Origin of the sequence: Bradyrhizobium sp. SRL28 (assembly GCF_018596315.1) — a bacterium.
In the GTDB taxonomy this organism is placed as follows: Bacteria; Pseudomonadota; Alphaproteobacteria; order Rhizobiales; family Xanthobacteraceae; genus Bradyrhizobium.
This window is the reverse complement of sequence record NZ_JAHEAG010000073.1, coordinates 1-19,640: the sequence shown is the minus strand read 5'-3', so window position 1 is coordinate 19,640 and position 19,640 is coordinate 1. Positions and strand designations below refer to the sequence as shown.

18 protein-coding genes and 4 pseudogenes are annotated in these 19,640 nt (G+C 59.6%); 14 read left to right on the top strand and 8 right to left on the bottom strand.

Annotation, left to right across the window (positions count from 1 at the left end; all coding sequences use genetic code 11):
- Positions 1-87: 87 nt before the first annotated feature.
- Positions 88-198 (bottom strand): annotated as a pseudogene (locus tag KIP88_RS43015) (transposase); the annotation flags it as partial.
- Positions 199-273: 75 nt separating this feature from the next.
- A complete protein-coding gene (locus KIP88_RS43010) occupies positions 274-3,003 on the bottom strand; it encodes a DUF5695 domain-containing protein (RefSeq protein ID WP_249791475.1) in 2,730 nt (909 codons plus the stop codon).
- 39 nt (positions 3,004-3,042) lie between these two features.
- On the opposite strand from KIP88_RS43010, the gene KIP88_RS47420 reads away from it, so the two are divergent.
- Complete coding sequence (locus KIP88_RS47420) at positions 3,043-3,309, top strand: Arm DNA-binding domain-containing protein (RefSeq protein WP_308163789.1); 267 nt, start codon at positions 3,043-3,045, stop codon at positions 3,307-3,309.
- A gap of 247 nt (positions 3,310-3,556) precedes the next feature.
- Here the strand turns inward: KIP88_RS47420 and KIP88_RS43000 are convergent, their stop codons facing one another.
- The 3 genes and pseudogenes from KIP88_RS43000 to KIP88_RS48830 all read right to left on the bottom strand — a co-directional run.
- Positions 3,557-4,981 carry a pitrilysin family protein gene (locus tag KIP88_RS43000; protein ID WP_308163788.1) on the bottom strand — a complete coding sequence of 475 codons (1,425 nt, stop codon included), beginning with the start codon at positions 4,979-4,981 and terminating at the stop codon, positions 3,557-3,559.
- Positions 4,978-6,453 carry a pitrilysin family protein gene (locus KIP88_RS42995; protein WP_249791473.1) on the bottom strand — a complete coding sequence of 492 codons (1,476 nt, stop codon included), beginning with the start codon at positions 6,451-6,453 and terminating at the stop codon, positions 4,978-4,980. Before KIP88_RS42995 ends, KIP88_RS43000 begins: the two co-directional genes overlap by 4 nt.
- 318 nt (positions 6,454-6,771) lie before the next feature.
- Positions 6,772-6,903, bottom strand: a pseudogene (locus KIP88_RS48830) (NUDIX domain-containing protein); the annotation flags it as partial.
- Between the two features lie 679 nt (positions 6,904-7,582).
- Here KIP88_RS48830 and KIP88_RS42990 point away from each other — a divergent pair.
- Complete coding sequence (locus tag KIP88_RS42990; protein ID WP_214494100.1) at positions 7,583-7,792, top strand: hypothetical protein; 210 nt, start codon at positions 7,583-7,585, stop codon at positions 7,790-7,792.
- A 747-nt stretch (positions 7,793-8,539) separates the two neighbouring features.
- Here KIP88_RS42990 and KIP88_RS42985 read toward each other — a convergent pair.
- A complete protein-coding gene (locus tag KIP88_RS42985; protein WP_214494099.1) occupies positions 8,540-9,967 on the bottom strand; it encodes a DUF1521 domain-containing protein in 1,428 nt (475 codons plus the stop codon).
- A gap of 638 nt (positions 9,968-10,605) precedes the next feature.
- Between KIP88_RS42985 and KIP88_RS42980 the strand changes: the two genes are divergently transcribed.
- The 10 genes and pseudogenes from KIP88_RS42980 to KIP88_RS42940 all read left to right on the top strand — a co-directional run.
- Positions 10,606-10,893 carry a hypothetical protein gene (locus KIP88_RS42980; RefSeq protein ID WP_214494104.1) on the top strand — a complete coding sequence of 96 codons (288 nt, stop codon included), beginning with the start codon at positions 10,606-10,608 and terminating at the stop codon, positions 10,891-10,893.
- A gap of 53 nt (positions 10,894-10,946) precedes the next feature.
- The gene (locus tag KIP88_RS42975; RefSeq protein WP_214494098.1) at positions 10,947-11,153 is read left to right on the top strand and encodes a hypothetical protein; all 207 of its coding nucleotides are present in this window, start codon (positions 10,947-10,949) and stop codon (positions 11,151-11,153) included.
- A gap of 121 nt (positions 11,154-11,274) precedes the next feature.
- Positions 11,275-12,162, top strand: coding sequence for an FHA domain-containing protein (locus KIP88_RS42970; RefSeq protein WP_214494097.1), 888 nt, complete (start codon positions 11,275-11,277; stop codon positions 12,160-12,162).
- Between the two features lie 30 nt (positions 12,163-12,192).
- Positions 12,193-12,720, top strand: a complete 528-nt coding sequence (locus KIP88_RS42965) for a hypothetical protein (protein WP_214494096.1) — start codon at positions 12,193-12,195, stop codon at positions 12,718-12,720.
- Position 12,721: 1 nt separating this feature from the next.
- Entirely contained in the window at positions 12,722-13,150 is a 429-nt protein-coding gene (locus tag KIP88_RS42960; RefSeq protein WP_057850262.1) for a hypothetical protein, read from the top strand.
- An 11-nt stretch (positions 13,151-13,161) separates the two neighbouring features.
- Complete coding sequence (gene sctV, locus KIP88_RS42955) at positions 13,162-15,279, top strand: type III secretion system export apparatus subunit SctV (protein WP_214494095.1); 2,118 nt, start codon at positions 13,162-13,164, stop codon at positions 15,277-15,279.
- Between the two features lie 33 nt (positions 15,280-15,312).
- Entirely contained in the window at positions 15,313-15,903 is a 591-nt protein-coding gene (locus KIP88_RS42950) for a tetratricopeptide repeat protein (protein WP_057850286.1), read from the top strand.
- A 377-nt stretch (positions 15,904-16,280) separates the two neighbouring features.
- On the top strand, positions 16,281-16,721 hold the full coding sequence (locus tag KIP88_RS47415; RefSeq protein WP_249791471.1) for a hypothetical protein: 441 nt from the start codon (positions 16,281-16,283) through the stop codon (positions 16,719-16,721).
- Positions 16,722-16,729: 8 nt separating this feature from the next.
- Entirely contained in the window at positions 16,730-16,915 is a 186-nt protein-coding gene (locus KIP88_RS47410; RefSeq protein WP_249791470.1) for a hypothetical protein, read from the top strand.
- A 379-nt stretch (positions 16,916-17,294) separates the two neighbouring features.
- A pseudogene (locus KIP88_RS42940) lies at positions 17,295-17,429 on the top strand (IS256 family transposase); the annotation flags it as partial.
- 114 nt (positions 17,430-17,543) lie between these two features.
- Here the strand turns inward: KIP88_RS42940 and KIP88_RS42935 are convergent.
- Positions 17,544-17,705, bottom strand: coding sequence for a hypothetical protein (locus KIP88_RS42935; protein WP_214494094.1), 162 nt, complete (start codon positions 17,703-17,705; stop codon positions 17,544-17,546).
- Between the two features lie 44 nt (positions 17,706-17,749).
- On the bottom strand, positions 17,750-18,004 hold the full coding sequence (locus tag KIP88_RS48045) for a transposase (RefSeq protein WP_214494093.1): 255 nt from the start codon (positions 18,002-18,004) through the stop codon (positions 17,750-17,752).
- Between the two features lie 68 nt (positions 18,005-18,072).
- Between KIP88_RS48045 and KIP88_RS42925 the strand changes: the two genes are divergently transcribed.
- Together KIP88_RS42925 and KIP88_RS42920 are read left to right on the top strand one after the other, a co-directional pair.
- The gene (locus tag KIP88_RS42925; RefSeq protein WP_214494092.1) at positions 18,073-18,285 is read left to right on the top strand and encodes a hypothetical protein; all 213 of its coding nucleotides are present in this window, start codon (positions 18,073-18,075) and stop codon (positions 18,283-18,285) included.
- A 368-nt stretch (positions 18,286-18,653) separates the two neighbouring features.
- Positions 18,654-19,640, top strand: a pseudogene (locus tag KIP88_RS42920) (hypothetical protein); the annotation flags it as partial.

Sequence of the window (19,640 nt, the reverse complement as noted above, 5' to 3'; positions counted from 1 at the left end):
AGGCGATTCTCCCGGGAGAGCGCGGCCAGCGCGGCCACGGCATTCACTTTTTCCATATTTCAACGATTATTGAATTTGCCGCCGATGCCCACCCGGCACGATCATGTGGATGTGCGGATGGAGGGTCATCGCCGAACCCGAGATATGCAGCACCGCGGTGACGCGGATACGTGCGCCGAGATGCCCGGGATTTGCGGCGATGATCGTCATCGCCTCGGAAGCCGCATGGAACAGCAGGCCATAAGTGCCGATCGCACCCGATAATCGGCAACACTAGCGAACCTGAACCCGCGGTAAGCGCGCCGCAGGCAAGCGGACGACGATCTGGCTGTCCGTGATGTCGACGACTTCCTTGCGCTTCCTCCCGTCATCGTACCGCAATTCGAACGTCACTCCCGATGCAGATGGGGCAAAGGGCTCAGGCGTAAGGCTGATCCACCCCTCCCCCAAATTCAGAATGATCGGTCCATCCGCCCGGAATCGGGCGTCAAGCAGCACCAGGTCCAATCGGAGAGACTGGAGCCGCACGTTGAGCCGTCGCCGCACGCCATCACGTGGCCAGATACGCAGGGTGTGAGCGAACGTCTCCATGATGCCACCGTGACAAACCTGCCCAAAGATGGGATCGTCGGCAACGATCGTCGCAGCAGCGCGGACCGCCCCACAAAATCCCAGGTCGATCTCGCACGAGTAATACCACGTTCCACGGTGATGCGGCTGACCGAGCCATGTGGTCCCGCTCGGCGCCGGCTCGAAGCCGCCACCGGCCGCGCCGTCATTCTCCTCGCCCGGATACCAATAGCCATGACCGGCCGACGCAGGGCCGCTGTTCAGCAAGGCCCACGCGCTGAGTTGTGACGCATAGCCCAGACGAAGGAGCGGATGCGGGTCGTCTGCATCGTTCAGCGCATGATCAAGCAGCGCCCAGCCGCCCATCTGCGCCATGTAGGTCAGCGTATAGGCGTCGCCCGCACTCCCGCGATAATCGCTGCCCAGGTAGTAATAAGCAGGTTCCAGCCAGCCACGGCAGAACAGGTTTGCAGCGATCTGACGCTCCGCGAAGGCACGGGCTGCCGCCTTCGAAACCCCCATGGCGACAGGGTCGTCAAGGGCCGAGCGCGCCAGTGCCTGCGTTGATTCGAAGCCTGTGGAATCGAACGGATATTCCGAGCCGAACAGGTCCGCCTTCGGATCGACGAAGGCGCGCACCTTACGCGCCCAGTGCGCCTCCAGCGTCGCCGCCTCGCGCATCAAGCCCGCCGTCGTGAGCGCCGAAACCAGTTCGGGGATCACACATTCGTTGTAGAAGCCGGTGCGGTAGGCAGACCACATCACCACGCGCATCGGCACCGTGAACATGGCCAGCGCCGTACCGTAGGCGCGTACCAAATAATCTCGTGCGCTCTGGCGGGTGGGTATCGCGGGATGGTCACGCGCGATGCGGTGCATGGCCAAATACATCGCGAAGATGTGCGGATAGTCATAAGGCCGCCAGATATGCAGGCGGCCCTTTGGGCCGGGATCGCTGCTTTCCCGGTTCTGCTTCCAATCGGGTATGCCGTAGAGGCCGTAGGCGTATGCCTCCTGTGTGGTACGTTGCAGCCCGCCCCAGACGAACGTATCGATATACCGGTCCAGCGCCGCCACTTCCGCCGCATCAGGATGCTCGGCATTCTTGGTCGCGAGGTAAGCGGGCTTGCTCAGCCCGGGATCGTCGCACGTCACCTCGTAGATGCGCCAGCCCTTGATCCGGTCGTAATTGTCGGGGCCAAGCAGGACCTGCGTCTCCATGTTCCACTCGCCGAACAAACCGTCGTACCATTTGGACGGGTCACGATGCTGCCGCTTCACGATGAAGGCTGCGCGCTTCTTCATCATCGTCTCGACGGGTTCGGTAGCGAAGAATTCAAGAAAGGTCTGGCGCGCACCCGGCTGGTGCAGGGTCAGCCGGTTCTCGCCCAATCGCGAAAACCGGACCCGCCATAGTCGCCTGCCAGCCCGATCCGGCAACCGTTGCGCCACCGTGTCGCCGGTAAATTCCGCTTCGATTCGCTCCACCGGAATGGAGGACGCGAGCGCGATGTCGACATGCAGGTCGTTGGGAACCGTCATGCCCGGCATTACCTCCACGTCCACCAGACCGGCGTCCGCGATAGCCCTGCGCGCCGCCTCATAATCGGCAACCCACTGGAAGCGGAGACGGTAACGCCGTTCCTCGGCCGGCGACAGGGACAAGGAATGGGTCGGCTGTCGCCAGCGAGTCCCGCCCGCCACTGCCTCGCCGGCGGCCGCCCCGCCCAAGATGTAGGCGCACCACGTCCCACTGGCTTCGGCCGAATCCTTGTGGACATCCCAATATTCCAGTGACGTGTCCGCTTCCGGTAAGAGCATGAGGAAGGGACCGGTGCTGTTGCCGCGAATCCAGAAGATGTGCGATCCATGCCCCGAGACGAAGCTGTGCTTCAAAACAGCCACCGACACCGGTTGCCCTGCCGGAAATTCGGTGTTCATCGGCATGGGCAAATAGAGGTCGCCAACCTCCACGCTCGCCATGCCGTCGTTCCGCAGCATGATCTCCCACGTCAATCCAGCCTCGTCGACTGCGAGGCGGGTCGTGAGAAGGACGTCGGCATCGCGGGCTGCTAGTTCAAGGGCCGCGCTATGCATCGGCTTCGTTGCATCAACGCCGGTTCGAAGCGTATGCCACTCGGATCCGGCACGCCGAACTCTAGCGTGAGCCGTCCCCAGCACGGCTCCAGGCAGGACATAATCCGTGTCATACGTATCGTTACGATAACGCAACGAGGTAATGCCGTCTTGTGTGCACCCAACGACGAAGGAAGAGTCGGCCGCCTTCAACACCATGGCAACCTTGCGCTGCGGCCGATTGGGTGTAGGCAGCGTAACGCCCCCGAACAACGCGCTACCCAAGAAGCTACTGCCCAACAGCATCGTACGACGCGTATACGTCCAGACTTTAGACATGCCTTTGGTCTTCGTCATCAACCGTATCCGGTATTGCCCCATGCGGATGATCAAGGCGTGCCGTTTCCCGCCGTAAACGTCAACGCGACAAAAGCGACATACGTTCTCAAGTACCGAGTGTTCGGTCGGCAGCGCTTCGTCACCATCGGTCCACACGGCGCCCCTTGGACACCAGAGCTTGCACGCAAGAAGGCCAAGCGGCTTTTGGGCCTGGTTGCCAATGGCAAAGACCCGGTCGACGAGAAAGCCAAGGCGCGCCTGCAGGCGGCCGACCCACTCCGGCAATCGCGGATCAATATCTCCGGACCGCCAAACAAAGGCTGAAGCCCCGACCAATTCGGAAATAGAACGCTACTTGTTGGCCAGTTGGAGACCCCTGCATCCCGTCTCAGTTTTCCAGATCACCCGCCGCCATATCTCGGCTCGTATCGCTGGTTCCCAACCGGCAGAGGTTTTTGAAATCACCTCCTGCGGACGTTCCGTTGCATTGACGGCATCGCTTGCCGCGACCGCAGCTATCGCGGCCGCAAAAAAGAAGTTCAGAGCGCATGTCACCTCACGAACAACAAAGTTAATTGGGTGTTGCCGGCGTTCCGGCGGATGGCACGGCGCCTGGCTGTACTGCCGCTGGCGGCGGCGTCGTGGCCCGATGGCGCGGTGGTCGACTGGGCTGCGGCCATGGGGAGCGGCCGACGATGACGGTGAGCAGACCCTGGCCCCACAGCCGCTGCGCCGCCTTCCTGGCATCCTCCAGCGTCACCGCATCGACGAGCGCGCAGTGCTTCTCGATATAGTCGATCGGCAGCTTGTCGAGCTGATACTGCAGCAGCGCCTGCGCAAGCTTTGACGAGGTATCGAGCGCCAGCATCTGCGAGCCCTTCAGGTACGACTTGGCATTATCGAGTTCCTGCTGGGTCGGGCCTTCCTCAGCCATGCGACGGACCTGCTTTTCGATCTCTTCCACCGTCTCGCCGGCGCGATCGGCGCGGGTGCCGGTCTTGCCGACGAACAGGGCGGAATGATCCATCCACAAGAGCGTCTCACGGACGGAATAGGCGAGCCCGCGCTTCTCGCGGACTTCGCGGAACAGCCGCGACGACAGACCGGCGCCGCCGAGGATCTGGTTGACGACATAGGCCGCCATGAAATCCGGCTCGCTGCGGCGGACGCCCGGACCGCCGAAGCTCACGACCGTTTGCGGCACGTCGAGCGGAACGTAGACGCGCTGCGGCGGCTTTGCCGCGACCACGTCGGCTACCTGTGTCAACTCCGCCTTGGCCGGCAGGCTGCCAAAGGCCTTGTCGAGCAATTTTCCGAGGCTCTGTGGATCGACGTCACCAACCACCGCAATCTTGAGCGTGTCCTTCGCGATCACGCGGCGGACATAGTCCTTCAGATCGGCGACGTCGATTTTCGGCACGCTCTCGACCGTGCCTCCGGCCTGGCGAGCATAAGGATGATCGTTAAAGGCGACTTCAAGGAACTTGCGATTGGCGAGCGTTGAAGGATTCGTGGAGTCACGCCGAAGGTTCGCGAGCACCGCGGTACGGATCCGTTCGACATCGGCCGCATCGAAACGCGGCGAGGTCAGCGCCATTCGCAGAAGGTCGAAGGCCTCGTCCCTGTTGTCCTTGAGCATGCGCAAGGAGCCGCGAAACTGATCGCGAGTCGAGTCAAAGCTCAGCTCAATGGCGCGGCGGTCGAGCCGCTCGTGAAAGGTCTTGAAGTCGAGATCGCCGGCCCCTTGATCGAGCAGGCCGGCAACCATGTGGCCGACACCGGGCTTGTCGTTGGGGTCCTGGGTCGCTCCGCCGCCGAAGGCGTATTCCATCGCGATCAGCGGGACGGTGGCGTCCTGCATGAACCAGGCTTCGATGCCGCCGGGGGAGACCAGGCGCTGGATTTTCGTAGCGGCAAGCGATGGTGCAGAGCCGAGCGTCGCGATCGCGAGCGAGGCCCCACCGAGGACGGCACGCCGTGTGAAGGAACAGGTCACGAGCGCTTCTCCTTACGTTTGGGCGCGGATTCCTTGATCAGATAGCCGGTCACGGAGCGTTTCTTGTCGAGCCATGCTTGCGCGGCCTCGCGCACCTGCTCGGCGGTGACGGCCCGGATGCGGTCCGGCCAGCTTCGGATATCGTCGATGCTGAGCCCGGTGGTGAGCGCGCTTCCATACCGGCCCGCAAGCGTCTCTTGGTCATCCTGGGCGTAGATCGCTTGCGCAATCAGCCGGGTCTTGACGCGCTCGAGATCCTCGGCGCGCGCGGGATTTTGCGCGAGGTCGGCGATCACCTTGTCGATCGCGTCCTCGATCTGGGCGAATTCGACGCCAGGTTTCGGCGTGGCCAAAATCATGAATTGCGAGGCATCAAGCGAGGTGTCCTGGTAGCTCGCGCCCGTGCTGATGGCGAGCTGCTTGTCGATCACCAGCATACGGTAGAGATAGGAGTTGATCCCGCCGCCCATCAACTGCGCGAGCACGTCGAGCGCAGGGCTCTCGCCTGCGGCCGCAGTGGTAGCCGACGGCACGAGATAGGAGCGGCGCCAGGTGGGCTGCTCGACGCGGGGATCGGAGAGCGTCACGGTGCGGGGTGCCGCGGGCGTCGGCTCCTGTGGCCGCACGCGCTTCGCGGGGATCGCGGGCTGTGCAGGAATGTCGCCAAAATTCTTTTCCACCATTGGGCGGATGTCCTTGGGATCGACGTCGCCGGCGATGATCAGGATCGCGTTATTCGGCGCGTAGAAGCGCTTGTAGAACGCGAGCGCGTCCTCGCGGTCGAGCTTTTCGATCTCCTGCCGCCAGCCGATAATGGGGCGGCCGTAGGGGTGGTTGAGGTAAAGCGCCGCCATCATCTGCTCGGTGAGCCGCGCATCGGGATTGTTGGCGACGCGCATGTTGAATTCTTCGAGCACAACATCGCGTTCGGACAGCACGTTCTCATCTTGGAGAACGAGGCCGGTCATCCGGTCGGCCTCAAATTCCATCATCTTGCCGAGCTGCTCGCGCGGCACGCGTTGGTAATAGCCGGTGTAGTCCATCGAGGTGAAGGCGTTCTGGTTGCCGCCGACGCGCAGCACGGTCTGGGAGAATTCGCCGGGCGGATGCTTGGCTGTGCCCTTGAACATCAAGTGTTCGAAGAAATGCGCAAGCCCCGATTTGCCCGGCGTCTCATCGGCGGAGCCGACCGTATACCAAATCATCTGGGTCACGACCGGGGTACGATGATCGGGGATCACCACCACCTGCAAGCCGTTCGCAAGCGTGAAGCTTGCTGGTCGTTCCGAGGTGACTGTGATCTGGGTAAGCACGCTCTTGTTTTCAGCAACGTCCCGGAGGCTAGGATTGCTGCTATTATCCCGTTTGTATTCGACTTTGTATTCGACCGCCAGCGCGGTGGGCGTCGTCAAGGCCATTGCAACAGTGGCCGTGCCTAGCACCTTGGTTGTCACGGAACTCCAATTCTTCATGGCATCGCCTTTGGTCACATCGAGATTCACATTCTGCAACGGACGATTCCGACAAAGCAGAGAGCCGCACGCCGTTGGCAAACAATGGAGCAAAAGCCGGGCCAATCGCCTAATGCTTCCGCGCACGGACCGCTGCGCGGGCAGCTGGACGCAAAACGAAGCCCCGCGCGTTCTTTCTCTTCCGAAAGCCAAGCCGCACTTGTTTGGTATCTGCCAACATGTTGCGAACACGACATTGCATACGAAAACGCACGACAACTCGCCGCCTCGCGCTTGCCTAAATCCTGCGACGCCACATACTGGCGTCTTGATCTCGCGCCAGAGGCACTGCTCCGCCGTTTCGTGGCCGCGCCGGCGCCCGCCAGGAAACATCCAAAGCTTGTCGCGGCGCCGCCGCACCAGGAGTACCCGGCCGCGCTTCGACGCCACGAGCTTTGACGATCTTGCCATTTCTTCGATCCGCTGACCCGAAATGTCCTAGCGGATACGCGACAAGAAGATCATGTGGAAGGTTTCAGGCCCGGCGAATTGATGCACCGCTTGTCCTGCTCCTCGCACCGCACCTTGAGTTCAATCAGCTCGCCCTCCAGCACCGGCCGCTGCGCCGTTCAAGTGCTACTTCAGCGACCTGCGAGATCAGGTGCTCGCATCGCATCGAGGATTTCACGTTCGGCCTCCTCGGCATCACAAACCTATTGGCTGTCCCCGGCAATGAAGACGAGCGCGCAATTCATTCTTTGCTCGACCGTGCTCCACCGGTTCACGCAGCGTGTCGGCCTCCATCGTCTTCTTGCCCCACAACTTACGTAGGTGCTTGAGCGCCTCAGCCAAGTCGGACGCCCCTCCTGGCGGCCACTGCCGAGAGCTGCCGTCCTGAAGGAGCTCTTCTAATGAAACAGGCTTTTCGGATTGCCGGCGTGCTAGCGTCCACCGAGACCGTCTTGCCCCACCTCAAAACTCTTCTCCGGCCAGCACTAGCTCTTCTTTGGCAGACCCCGACGCCGCACCTGACGGAAGCATCGATGCGGTCTCGAATGACTCATCATGAAACGCACTGAGCCTCGTCAGCTTCTCGAAAGCTAACGTTGCTAGGATGAGAGAGTGGTTATCTATAGGCGGTGTTACGAACATGAACGCAGGTGCACCCGGTATCGGAGCAACGGGAAGCAATAACGGTGCTAATTTTGACGGAACCGAAGGGGCCGATGACGCCAACTCGCAGGCCGCGCAACAACGCAAAGCTTTCGAAACGGCTCTTGGCATGCTCGCAATGCGAATTGTCAGCGATGCGCAGGCCGATCTAGACTCTGCCATGGACGACACAGAAGACGATGTTTGAATCCGCCCCGTCGATTCGAAACAACGAGCGGCAAACGGCACATCCAAACAACGGGGAGAAGAGAGAAAGGAGAGGAGCTTCTCCGCAGCTGGAGGATCCGCACCTCAATGGTGCCTGGTCGTTCAGATCGGTTGCGGCAAGGTCGGCGTGACAGTCCTTAGGGTTCTTATCGTTCCGGACCACTCTGGTCATCCGTATCTCGGTCGCCCTAGACGTCTGGCTCACATACCGAACGGACGCGCCTCGCTTCAGGCAATCGCGCATTTACAAACTTGCACGTCATAAGGTGTCTTATACGGGTGAGAGACCGAACAGGACCTTCCTCTCCTCGCGCGCTGCGTAGCGGCTGGGACGCGCCTAACAACTCGGCGCGTCGCTTTTGGCGTAAACCCGATAGATCGCGCATTCCTGCCGCCTGGCGTTCGCCTCCATAGTGCATCCGGCCGCCGAGGCGTGTCCCTCTTGTCAATCAATCGACCTTACAATGGAACTACTGGCAGAAACTGTGCAATGTCGACTTGAGGTTGGACCAGCTCTCGCTGGTCGAGACGCCCTCACTCGTCCAGTCATGCCTTCGTTGCAGACTGTACCGGCAGAGATATGACAGCCAGATCATTGAAAGCGTGAAAGCGCGGATAAAGCATGGGTTACCCCAAGCGAGGCGCTGTCCTGCGCGCTCGCGCTGAGAAGCATAGGAAAGCGGGCGACAGCGCCCGCTCCCTTTTTTGAACTGTGCTCAGATCTGCCTCACCCGGCGGCCTGCTCATTGGCGTCAATGCTCTCCTGGTTGACCCGCCATCCGGACCTATCGACCCACCCTTGACCTTGCTCATATATCGTCTGTGCACCATCCGCCGTCAGCTGATCGAGGGTTCGGCCAGCATTGGACTGCGTCACCTTCAGATTGTTGGCACCGTCCTTCTTGTCACCGAGTCCCTCGACAACCATAGCGTTGTCGCCATTCGTGATGGTGAGCTTGGACGAAATGGTCTTTCCCTTGCCGTAGTCGACCGTATCCACGGTGATCTTCGTGCCATCATCGAGTTGCAGGGTCATGCCTTTCTTGAAATCAAAGTCGTCCTTGCCGTCTCCATTAGCATCGACATGAGGATCGCCATGAATCTTCGAGACATGGCCGGTTTCTTTGTTGCGAACGGTCCAGGTGCCGTCCTTCTCGTCGGCCGTGATTGTATACTTGTCGCCAAGGTGTATCGTTGCCTTGCCGTGATGGACCTCATGCGACCACACCGGATTAGTTTTAGGTGGCGGGCTCTGGTTCACCGCAACTGGGGTCATCGACGCAGGCGGGGGAGGAGGAACGAAAACTGGAGTGTAGTAGTACAATGGAGTAGCGAGCGGCGGAGGAGTGTACTGGGACTGGGAGCCGGCGCCCGGGGCGCGCCCCTCTTCACCAGCATCGATACTCGCCTGGTCCACCTCACGCCCGGCGCCGTCGACCCAACCCTGACCTTGCTCATGGATCGTTTGTGAACCATCGGCTGTCAGCTCATCGAGAGTGAGGCCAGCATTAGACTGCGTCACCTTCAGATTGTTGGCACCATCCTTGTCGTCACCGAGTCCCTCGACAACCATGGCGTTGCTGCCATTCGTGATGGTGAGCTTCGATGAAATGCTCTTGCCGTTGCCGTAGTCGGCCGTATCCACGGTGATCTTCGTACCATCATCGAGTTTCAGGGTCATGCCCTTCTTGAAATCGAAATCGTCCTTTCCGTCCCCATCAGCATCGAAGTGAGGATCGCCGTGGATCTTCGTGACATGGCCGGTCTCGCTGTTGCGGACAGTCCAGGTGCCGTCCTTCTCGTCCGCCGTGATTGTATATTTATCGCCAAGGTGGATCGTGGCCTTGCCGTCATGGACCTCATGCGTCCACACCGGATCAATTGAGGACGACGAGCTTTGGTTCTGCGCGACCGGCGCGAACGAGGGAGGCGGCGGCAGCGAGAGAACGGTTGGAGCAAAGTAGGCCGGACTGAGTACGGCGGGAGCGACGACGGCCGGACTATTTACCGGCAGGTACTGGTAGGCCCCAACCGGGACGCCGGCAGCGCCGCCGTACTGCCCCATCACCACGTTGAACATTGGAGCGGCGGGCACGCCTTCAGGCACTAGCCCTACCGCCGGATTGAAACCGCCCACCACGGGAAGATACGCCATTTTCATTGACTCCTATTGCATTGAAGGAAGCGACAGACTGCGAGGACCACCCGCACAATCAACTTGGCACGTTGCGCCGAGGCCATTCAAAAACCAATCCCACGTCATGACCAGCAGCAGGCCGCCCTCGCGTTTCTTGTTGCAGGTGACAACAGCCTTGATCGGCGGACCACTTCTCTTACCCTTGCCTTCGGCAATGCGAGCCTCTCACGTCGAGCGCATCCAAGTCGCACGAAGTTTATCCTGAGTACCTGTCGAAAAGCTGACGATAAGATAATCGCCCACCAGCACATCAGCTTTCGGATCACCTGAATGTTGAGAGCATGTGATCGCGACGAATCGCTCTTCGTGATGGGCGTCGGAACAACGACATCTTCGGACGCGCGGCCGGCGAGCGTCCACGCTCTCTAAAGAACGTCGGCCGAGCCTCTCGCGGTGAATGCTCCAGGCGGTCTTTCGGTGCCTTAGAAAACCGACACATTTTCCGTGAGAGAAAAAGTTGGGCCACCTCGACTCATTTCGCGGACTTTGTGAGACTCGTCAGCTTCTCGAAAGGTAATCCTCTTAGGATGAGAGCGCTGATCTCTAGGCGACGAGTCGTCTATCGATCGTAGTGGAGATGAACACAGGAGAATGCGATGATTGGAGAAATGATCGGAAGCGCGGCTGGTGGATGGCTCGGTGGACCGCCGGGAGCGGCAATTGGTTCCGCTGTCGGTGGAGTACTCGACCACGCCTTCGAGAAGGTTATTCACAACTTGGAGCCTGAGAAGGCTGATGCTGACAAGGTCACCAAGGACAATGGCCCTGCCGCAGGAAGCACCCCCCAGTGTAACCACGGCAACGGCGAATTGACTCTCTTGAATGGCGCGCCAGGCGCGCATGTAATGATTTCATTTCCTGCCGTCGTCACGCCAGCTGGTTAGGCGTGAGGCAGGTCATCAGTAGCAGTTACTTCCAAACAGAAAGGTGAGTCGATATGGTTTCTCCCGTTGGCGGTTCCCCCGCTGCATCTGAAGTCGCGACGAATCAGCAAACCGGTGCTACCGGGGCTGGCGATTTCTCGGCGCAGCTCGCCGAGCTCGAGCGTGTCAGCAAACAAGCTCAGGCCAATAGCATCGTGATGCGCAGAATTACGACTGAGCTCTCGTCCGAAAAGAAGGTTGCCGACGAGCGCGTAAGTTAGCGCTGCAAGAGGGGGCTCACGGCCGCTCTTTTCGCGTGCTGGATGCTCTCTACAGCCTGACGAATTCGGAACCAGCCGTACGGCAACGCCGTACGGCTTCTCGTTGCTCAGGAGACTCTCCGTGAACGAACCGGCCTCCGTTCATTTCGAAGTGCTATCAGGGCTCTATTCCGGGGTGACCGGTGAAGCGCCCGTCGGAACGAGTCTTATCGGAAGTGGCCTCGATGCCGATATCGTCTTCGTCGAACAGGGGCTCGAGCCCAATCACTTCCGTCTCACCCCCCTGCACGATTCGATGGAGATCGAGGCTCTAGCAGCCGGAGTCAGCATAGAAGGAAACGGAGATATTGCCGTAGGCAAGCGGGTTGTTATTTCTCTTCCTGCCGTCGTTCATGCGGGCACGATGTCCATTCGCTGCACACAGGATTCGGAGCAAGGATCAATCGGCCTGTCGCGTGTCTCGATAATAGCAGCCGCCTTGGTCTTGCTGAGCTCTGTCGGGATCGCCACTCTTGCAGTCAGCTTCCTCTTTGACGGCAGTGCCGGTGCACTGAGCCCCGATGCGGCCCCTGTCGCCGCACTTCCACCCAAGCTGACGCTCAACGGTCCTGATGATCGCCCCCTCCATGCGGCCGCCGAACAGCTGCAAGCGGAGGTCAACAAAGCGGGACTTCTCAATATCAAGATCGGTCCTGGGCCAGGTGTGGTCAGCGCCGAGGGCACCGTGACGCCTGCGTCAGTCAGTAGATGGCAGAAGGTTCAGCAATGGTTCGATCAGCATACGAACGGATCGCTGACACTCGTAAATGGAGTGATCGTGAAGGAGGATAAGCCGCCCTCCTCAATTGCTGTCCAGGCGGTGTGGCGCGGAGCCCACCCCTATCTTCTTATTGGTGGCCAAAAGTACTTCGTGGGCGCGCTGTTGAACGATGGATGGACGGTCGATCAAATCGAGGCGGGACGCGTACTGCTCAGCCGGAATGGACGGCTTGCTGCTCTTTCCTATTAGAGCTCCACCGCCGCAGGAAAGGAGAACGTCATGACCAAGCTGCCCCAGCATCCTGTCGGACTTGGCACCTCTTCGCAAAGGCTCAACACGCACGACCATGAGCCAGCGAACAAGCCGGCCCTCCCTGAAGTCCATAATTTAGAGATCCATGGCACCGATGGCGGTGGCGAGAAGAGGCACGGGTCGGTTTGGCCGGATACCGAGGCGCCGGATCTGCCAATCGAGGCCGCGCTTGAGGTAAACGATATCAATGCCGTCTCGCGCGTCAGTCTCAACGAGAGGCGCGTACGGATAGCTGAGATCGATCCCCGTGCAGCACTCGCTTCACTTTATGGCCGCAATCTCGCAACTGGCCTGCTCTCCTTCGTGACACCACGCCTGCGTGACCCGGACGTGCTACGAGCAGAGAAGCATGGTGTTCTCCTCGAGCGCTTGGCCGATAGGCTATGCGCCGGCCCGGAGGATTCGGCGGCGCGTGAAGGGACCGACGCCCTGCAGCAGGAGCTCCGACGGCTCATCCTGCTCCGGCAGAACCAGAACAGCTTGATTGGGGGCTAGCATGATCGACTCGGGCGGAGCGCAGTTCGCCAGTCCACCGCCGCCGGCCGATGCTTCCAAAACCGGCGATGTCTTGCCAATCTCAGGGCAGGAGCGTGATTTGGTCTGCGCAATATCCTTCGTCCACCTTGCGTGTGGACAGAGCGCACAAGCTCTCGCTCTGTTGCGGCTCATTGCCCATGACGATTCGCAAGACGTCGACCTGCTTCGCATTCTTACCTATGCTCTCATCTCGGAGGGCTTTGGCAATGAAGCACTTGCGGTGCTGGATAGACTAGACACGCTTGATGACGAGCCCTCTTCGCGTCTGCCTTTGACGCTTCTCCGCAGTCACGCGCTACGACGGGCCGGCCGTATGGACGAGGCGCGGGCAGTCTTCCAAGACTATGTGTCCCTGCGTGGCAGGACAGCCCCAACGGAACAACAATAAGAATCGTCTCCATGGCAAACCTCCTTCGTAAGCTTATCGTGCGCGCGCCATTCCACCCGGATTTCATGGTCGCGTTCATGCTGCTTCTGGCAATCGCAATGATGATCATGCCGATGCCGATCGTCGTGGTCGACATGCTGATCGGCTTCAATCTGGGTTTTGCCGTATTGCTGCTGATGGTTGCTCTGTATCTCAGTACGCCACTGGATTTCTCGTCCTTGCCCGGTGTCATCCTGATCTCCACCGTTTTTCGTCTGGCGCTGACCATCGCGACAACGCGGCTGATTCTCGCTGAAGGAGACGCCGGCAGCATCATTCACACCTTCGGTGAGTTCGTGATATCAGGGAACATCGCGGTCGGCATTGTTATATTTTTGATCGTGACCATGGTGCAGTTCATGGTTCTCGCGAAGGGAGCCGAGCGCGTTGCTGAAGTCTCGGCACGATTCACGCTCGACGCTCTGCCGGGCAAGCAGATGGCTATCGACGCGGAGCTACGCAACGGTCATATCGATCAGCACGAGGCACGCAGCCGGCGAGCATCACTGGAGGGAGAAAGCCAACTTCACGGCGCGATGGATGGCGCCATGAAGTTCGTGAAAGGGGATGCCATTGCCGGACTCATAGTCATCTGCATCAACATGCTGGGAGGAATCAGCATCGGACTGCTCTCCAAGGGCATGTCCGTCGATGAGGCATTGCATCAATATACGCTGCTCACCATCGGCGATGCGTTGATTTCTCAGATTCCGGCGCTCCTGCTGTCGGTTACGGCCGCAACCATCGTCACACGTGTGAATGGGCCTTCCAAGCTCAAGCTTGGTGCCGATATCATCAACCAAGTCACGGCCAGTACCCAGGCATTGCGGCTAGCGGCCGGCGTCTTACTTCTCATGGGGCTGATACCAGGTTTCCCTTTGCCCCCGTTTCTCATGCTGGCCGCACTTTTTGCCGGGACGAGCTATGTCAAAGGCGGTGTGCAAGGCGCGAACACGGGCTCCAAGACGAGCACTAACGTTAGTACTCCGACTTCAAATCCAGCGCAGGCTCAACGGCAAACCATACCTGCGGAGGCGCTTCCGGTCGCGGTATTCTTTGCACCTAACCTGGTAAACGCGATTGACAGAGAGGAAGTTGAGCAGCACATCGCTCGCATTTCGGCACTGGTCTCAGCCGATCTTGGCATCACGATTCCCCGCATTCCAGTCCAGGTCGATCAACGTTTGGCCCAATCCGAGTTTAGGCTAGATGTGGAAGGGGTACCGGTTGAACGGGATCGGGTGGATCCGACGCAGCTCGCGCTCACCGACGACCGAGCGAACATTGAATTGAGCGGCATCCCGTATCGGCAAGATCCAGACACCGACCGGATCTGGATCGAACAGAGCCATGCACCGGCACTCAAAGCGGCCGGGATCGGGCATCACCGTCCGAGCGAAATCATAGCCCTGCGCGTCAGTTCCGTACTGACGCGATATGCGCAGCGCTTGGTAGGCATTCAAGAGACGCGACAATTGCTCGCCCGGATGGAGCAGGAGTATGCCGACCTGGTGAAGGAAGTGCTACGCACGACTCCAGTTCCCCGGATCGCCGATGTCCTGCGTCGCCTGCTCGACGAGGGCATCCCGATTCGTAACACCCGGCTGGTCTTGGAAGCGTTCGCCGAATGGAGCGAACGCGAGCAAAACGCCGTCCTGCTCACGGAATATGTCCGCTCCGGCCTAAGACGGCAAATCTGCTATCGCCATGCCAACGCTCACCGTGTTCTGCCCGCCTTTATCGTCGAACGTGAAACTGAAGATGTGATTCGCAGTGCGGTCCGAGAGACCACCGTCGGGCCGTACCTCGCGCTGGAGGACCGGCATAGCGAGATGTTGCTGTCGCAACTGCGCCAGATTCATTCAGGCATGCCACCAGGTCAGAGCCAGCCCGTCATCCTGAGTTCGCTGGATATCAGGCGCTTCGTCCGCGGCTTTCTCACCCGCAACGGGTTCGATCTTCCTGTTCTGTCTTATCAGGATCTCGCCTCCGATTTCACGGTCCAGCCGGTGGGGTCGCTCAAGCTTACAGGTCCCAAGGAAAAAGCTCCGACAGGAGAACAACCCAACCTGCTTGCCACAAACGGCTAACAGAGTGCAGCAGTCGGTCGTGAGATGGATGGCATGAATTCACCTACAACAACATTCGCTGCTCGATTGTATGCGTTCCATCCGCCCTCGGGCTTAACTCTCCTCGCTTTATTCGCCATCCTTGTGCTTGGTGGTTGCGCCAGTCTGGATCACCAAGCTATCTCAGTTCAAGAGACGCCGCGGCCAGAGTTGCTGGGCGCCAAGGACATCGATCCTGCTATGCGCGAGCGCATTGCACACGCCCTCCTCCGGGTTTCCGATGAAGAGAGTTTGCGTGAGGCTCTGAAGCAAAAGCCAGACAATGTCGATGCGGCAATCTCGCTTACGCAGGCCCTTCTGGCACAGAAACGCGCGGGCGAAGCACTTGAGGTAACCGACAAGATCTTGCTTACAGTTCCTGGTGATTTGCGTGCCCTGAACGCAAAAGGGGTGGTCCTCGACGCCGAGGGGCGTCATGATGAGGCACAAGCGCTATATCGCGAGGCTCTCGCAGCGGCCCCAGGCAATCAGATGTTGCGCAACAATCTCGGCCTATCGCTCGCACTTGCTGGGAATGCCGATACCGGAAATCCTAGCCTGCAACCGCTTTCGCACGAGCCGGGTGCGCTGGCCCGTTCGCCATAGCGTGGCCTTCGCGTAGAACGCCGGATCGTACACGCTTAACGCCTGCGCGTCAGCTCGTCGTCAGCTAGGCTGACTATCAAATTCGCGGTGCCCGACGAGTCTGAAGTCAGTGGGAGAATACTTCACCGATAGGAAACCCAATCACCATGTATGGCCGAATCAATAGCTCACCCGGTGCTTCCGACACTGCTGAAATGAGACAATTCGCCACCAACCACACGCAATCTGATGCCGACAGCCAACGCTTTGCGGACATGTTTGCTGGGATGCACATAGCGGCGCCGAGCGCTAGCTCGTCTTCGGGAGCAACACCCTCGTACTCCCTCGTTCCGCGACCTCCTGTGGTGGAGATCACTAGGTCTTCATTCGAGGAGAACGTGAAGGACTTTTATGGCGATGAAATCGAGCATATCGCCGCGAAACCACAGCAATACTCGCTTCTCGTATCTTCGAAACCCGAACGCGCGGCACAAGTTGCTTATGACCACGGCAGGAAATCTGGTTCGGAAAACGCACGCTATTTCAGCTATCAGCTAGGCAACAAGAGTGTTGGACTTCTGCGAACGGAAGGCGGAGCTAGCATGAGTGATGTGTTCAAAGAGGAAAAGGCACGCGCGCGCTGGCGGGAACAGTTTTCCGGACGGACCGAACTCACATCCACTGTGGATTTCGGGTTACTCTTCCGCTCGTCGAGAACGCAGGCGATATTCTGTTGGAACATCAGCTTCGGCTCGACGGCGAACGGCCTTTGCTCCTCTCTCATGCTGTCAACGACGACGCGAAAGCCCGCGCAGCGGCGTTGGGTTTTGTTGAGGTGAGTGACTCGATGATGGTGCTTGACCCTACCCGGCATTCCGACAAGGGGACGAAGAATGATGACGGCGAATGGCAGCGGAAAAACAAGGCTCAATTGTATCTTTCTAAAGCTGAACCCAGTGACGGCAGTGAAACCAGGGGGACCCAGCGTGCCCCAGATACCATGCCGGATTGGGACGACGATGACTTTATGTAGACTGGTCCGAAGAAGATCGATCATGCGAAGCGAGACCGGATTTGCAGTGGGTCCAGAATACCCTTCTTGGTGTCCGTCGCCATGCAGTACTTCAGGATGCTGAAGAAATTTCATCGCCTACACGGGCCTCACGCGCGGTAAGCGCTGGTTGTGCTGTTTGGACAAAAGAGCGCGCCGGCTATTCTCATCGAGAGCCGGCAAATCGAGGCTATGGTCCAGCTTGCGAAATCGTCTCGGGACAGCTCACCACAGGTTCGGTGAGTGCCCGCTCGCTGATGCGCCCAGAGGGTGTCAAAAGAATGTGTAAGCAGGTTTCTGTGAGTTTACCTTACCGAGGAGACCCACATGAGGACCGAGACGACGATTACACCCTGAACTATTGGATCAACTGCTTGCTAAGTATGAGAAGCCTGAAGACCTCACAGGTGCAGACGGGCTTTTCAAGCAGCTGAAGAAGGCGCTGATTGAGCGGGCGCTTGGTGCGGAGCTGAGTGATCATCTTGGCTACGAGAAGGGGCCCGGTGCCTTGACAGAGCTTGCTGTCCGGCCACTGTTAGTCACCATGGGATTGATGACAATGTCCGGCTGATGCAAGAAACGACTACAATTCAACCTTCACAGAGGCCTCTTACACGAAATATCTGACATTCCCTCTTTCAAACGGCCGATGGCCTGTCTTTGTATTTTTTGCGCCCTGTCCGTGGCGATGGACCTTGACGATCATGGCGTCGACCATGGCGTATTCCATGTCCGGCTCGTCCGAGACCGCGCCGAACAGGCGTTTCCACACGTCCGCCTTCACCCAGTCCCGCGGAAACGCGTGTACACGCTATTTCATTGGCCGAAAGCGCGCGGCAAATCGCGCCAGGGACTGCCCGGGCGCGCGATCCATAACACCGCCTCAACAAACAGCCGGTTGTCCTTGCCGCTGCGTCCGGGATCGCTCGGTTTGCCGAGACACAGCGGTTCCATCTTCGTCCATTGGGCGTCAGTCAAAAACGAATCGTTCCACCCGAAGCTTGAATCACAACCGAGCCCCGATGAGGATCCCAACAGGCCCAGCGCCTGGATTTGGGACTTTTCATCCACACGGCGCCGAGACGTAGGCTCGCCAGATGCCTTGCACCGTCGACACCGACAGGCCGTTGGCGTTCGCCATGTCGCGCGAACTCCAATGGGTGGCGTTCTCGGGGGCATTTCTCCAGCGTCCGCACGACCACCGCTTCGATGCGAGCATCGTCAATCGTGCGCGGCGCCTCGGAACGCGGCTCGTCGTGCAGCCCGGCCACGCGCCGCTTCACAAAACGACGCTGCCATTTGCCTACCGTCTGCGTGTCCAGGCCCAACTTGCCGCCATTTCCTCGTTCTGACCGCCCTCCGCGCAGGACAGCACGATCCGAGCTCTCAGAGCCAGCGCTAGCGCCTTCTTTCGCCGCATTGTCAGCGACTTCAGTTCGGCACGCTCGTCATCGCTCTATATCAGGGGCGCAAGTTGCTGGACCGCGATCAGATCCGCCGTCGCTGTTGCCAGCGCGCCATCTTTGGCACAGCGACGCGAAGCTACGATTGCGAACTTGTGACTCGGGACACTAGCACCACGGCATCTTCCATGGAATTGGAGCCACGGTGATTCGGATTTTCTTTGTGCATCCGTGAGAATGCCCTTCGTCAGCTAATTGTCAGCCATGCCGTCTATCTAGACAGGCTGCGCATTCTCGCCTGTATCGGAGATTGGAATATGACGGGCATTGGACGACCTAGCAAATCGCACGTTGGGGCTGCTGGAGCCGACAGCACGTGGGGATTGAGCAGTTTGCGCTCGGAGTCTAGTCTTGCCCCTGGGGAAAGCAGCCAACGGTTCGATTCCGTCGTGGAGCGGATGCGCTCTGGGCCTCAAGATAGAACGGCGCCGGTCGCCAGCCAGCCGCGAACTTCGGGTATGGCAGTCCCCATTTCCTCGACAGGCGACGAGATCAAGGCAACAAAGCGAGAAATGGACCGCCTGGTTGAGGAACTTGACGCTTACCGTAATGCAGCCATGCAAGTGCAGACCTCGTCGGAGGCGCAAGAGCGGATCGACCAGCTCGTCAAGGCAAGCTCAAAAGTTCTGGACTACCGCGCGAGCCTGCCCCCGCATGTAGCGCGTAGCATTCTGTCCGACGATCAGGCTCGCCGACTCCGCGACGAGGCGCTCCATGCGGCGGACCAATGCAACACACTGGCCACCCCGACTATCTACGCCTTGGAGCAGAGCAGGAAGAGTGCGGCCACCGTGCTCGACCGGATGCTCCAATCCAACGCTCCCCCCGACCAGCTGAGCCGAGCGGTTTCCAGTGTGGCGAACCGCTATGCAGCCTGCATGCAGTGGTGGGGAAAGAAGGCATTGCGCTCGGAACGGATGCAGTCCGTCTGCGCGGCCACTGCCAACTTGCCAAGCACTACGCCCGAGATGCGGCAGGCCGAAGAGGCCGCACTGCGGCTGCACACCGGCTGGGCACTTAATACGAAGTGCATGCATCTGCAATCGCTGGTTGCTCTCGCGCAGGTCATGATTGAGCCGCAGGCGAGCACGTTCGAACCAGCCGTGAGGGAAATCCTCATGGGTGAGAACGGGCGGGTGCGTCTGCTCGGGACCTTCATCGCGGACGTTTTTCCGGCATTCCGCTCGACGGCCGACGCGGTTCTAAACAGCAACGGAGCGGCACTCGACGCAGAGCACTGCACC

Coding starts and splice junctions, on each gene's coding strand:
- KIP88_RS47410 (WP_249791470.1), top strand. CDS start 16,730: ATGATGGTGCTTGACCCTACCCGGCATTCCGACAAGGGGACGAAGAAT.
- sctV (WP_214494095.1), top strand. CDS start 13,162: ATGGCAAACCTCCTTCGTAAGCTTATCGTGCGCGCGCCATTCCACCCG.
- KIP88_RS42965 (WP_214494096.1), top strand. CDS start 12,193: ATGACCAAGCTGCCCCAGCATCCTGTCGGACTTGGCACCTCTTCGCAA.
- KIP88_RS42990 (WP_214494100.1), top strand. CDS start 7,583: ATGAACGCAGGTGCACCCGGTATCGGAGCAACGGGAAGCAATAACGGT.
- KIP88_RS42960 (WP_057850262.1), top strand. CDS start 12,722: ATGATCGACTCGGGCGGAGCGCAGTTCGCCAGTCCACCGCCGCCGGCC.
- KIP88_RS42995 (WP_249791473.1), bottom strand. CDS start 6,453: ATGAAGAATTGGAGTTCCGTGACAACCAAGGTGCTAGGCACGGCCACT.
- KIP88_RS42985 (WP_214494099.1), bottom strand. CDS start 9,967: ATGGCGTATCTTCCCGTGGTGGGCGGTTTCAATCCGGCGGTAGGGCTA.
- KIP88_RS42975 (WP_214494098.1), top strand. CDS start 10,947: ATGGTTTCTCCCGTTGGCGGTTCCCCCGCTGCATCTGAAGTCGCGACG.
- KIP88_RS42950 (WP_057850286.1), top strand. CDS start 15,313: ATGAATTCACCTACAACAACATTCGCTGCTCGATTGTATGCGTTCCAT.
- KIP88_RS43010 (WP_249791475.1), bottom strand. CDS start 3,003: ATGACGAAGACCAAAGGCATGTCTAAAGTCTGGACGTATACGCGTCGT.
- KIP88_RS42925 (WP_214494092.1), top strand. CDS start 18,073: ATGTCGCGCGAACTCCAATGGGTGGCGTTCTCGGGGGCATTTCTCCAG.
- KIP88_RS42980 (WP_214494104.1), top strand. CDS start 10,606: ATGATTGGAGAAATGATCGGAAGCGCGGCTGGTGGATGGCTCGGTGGA.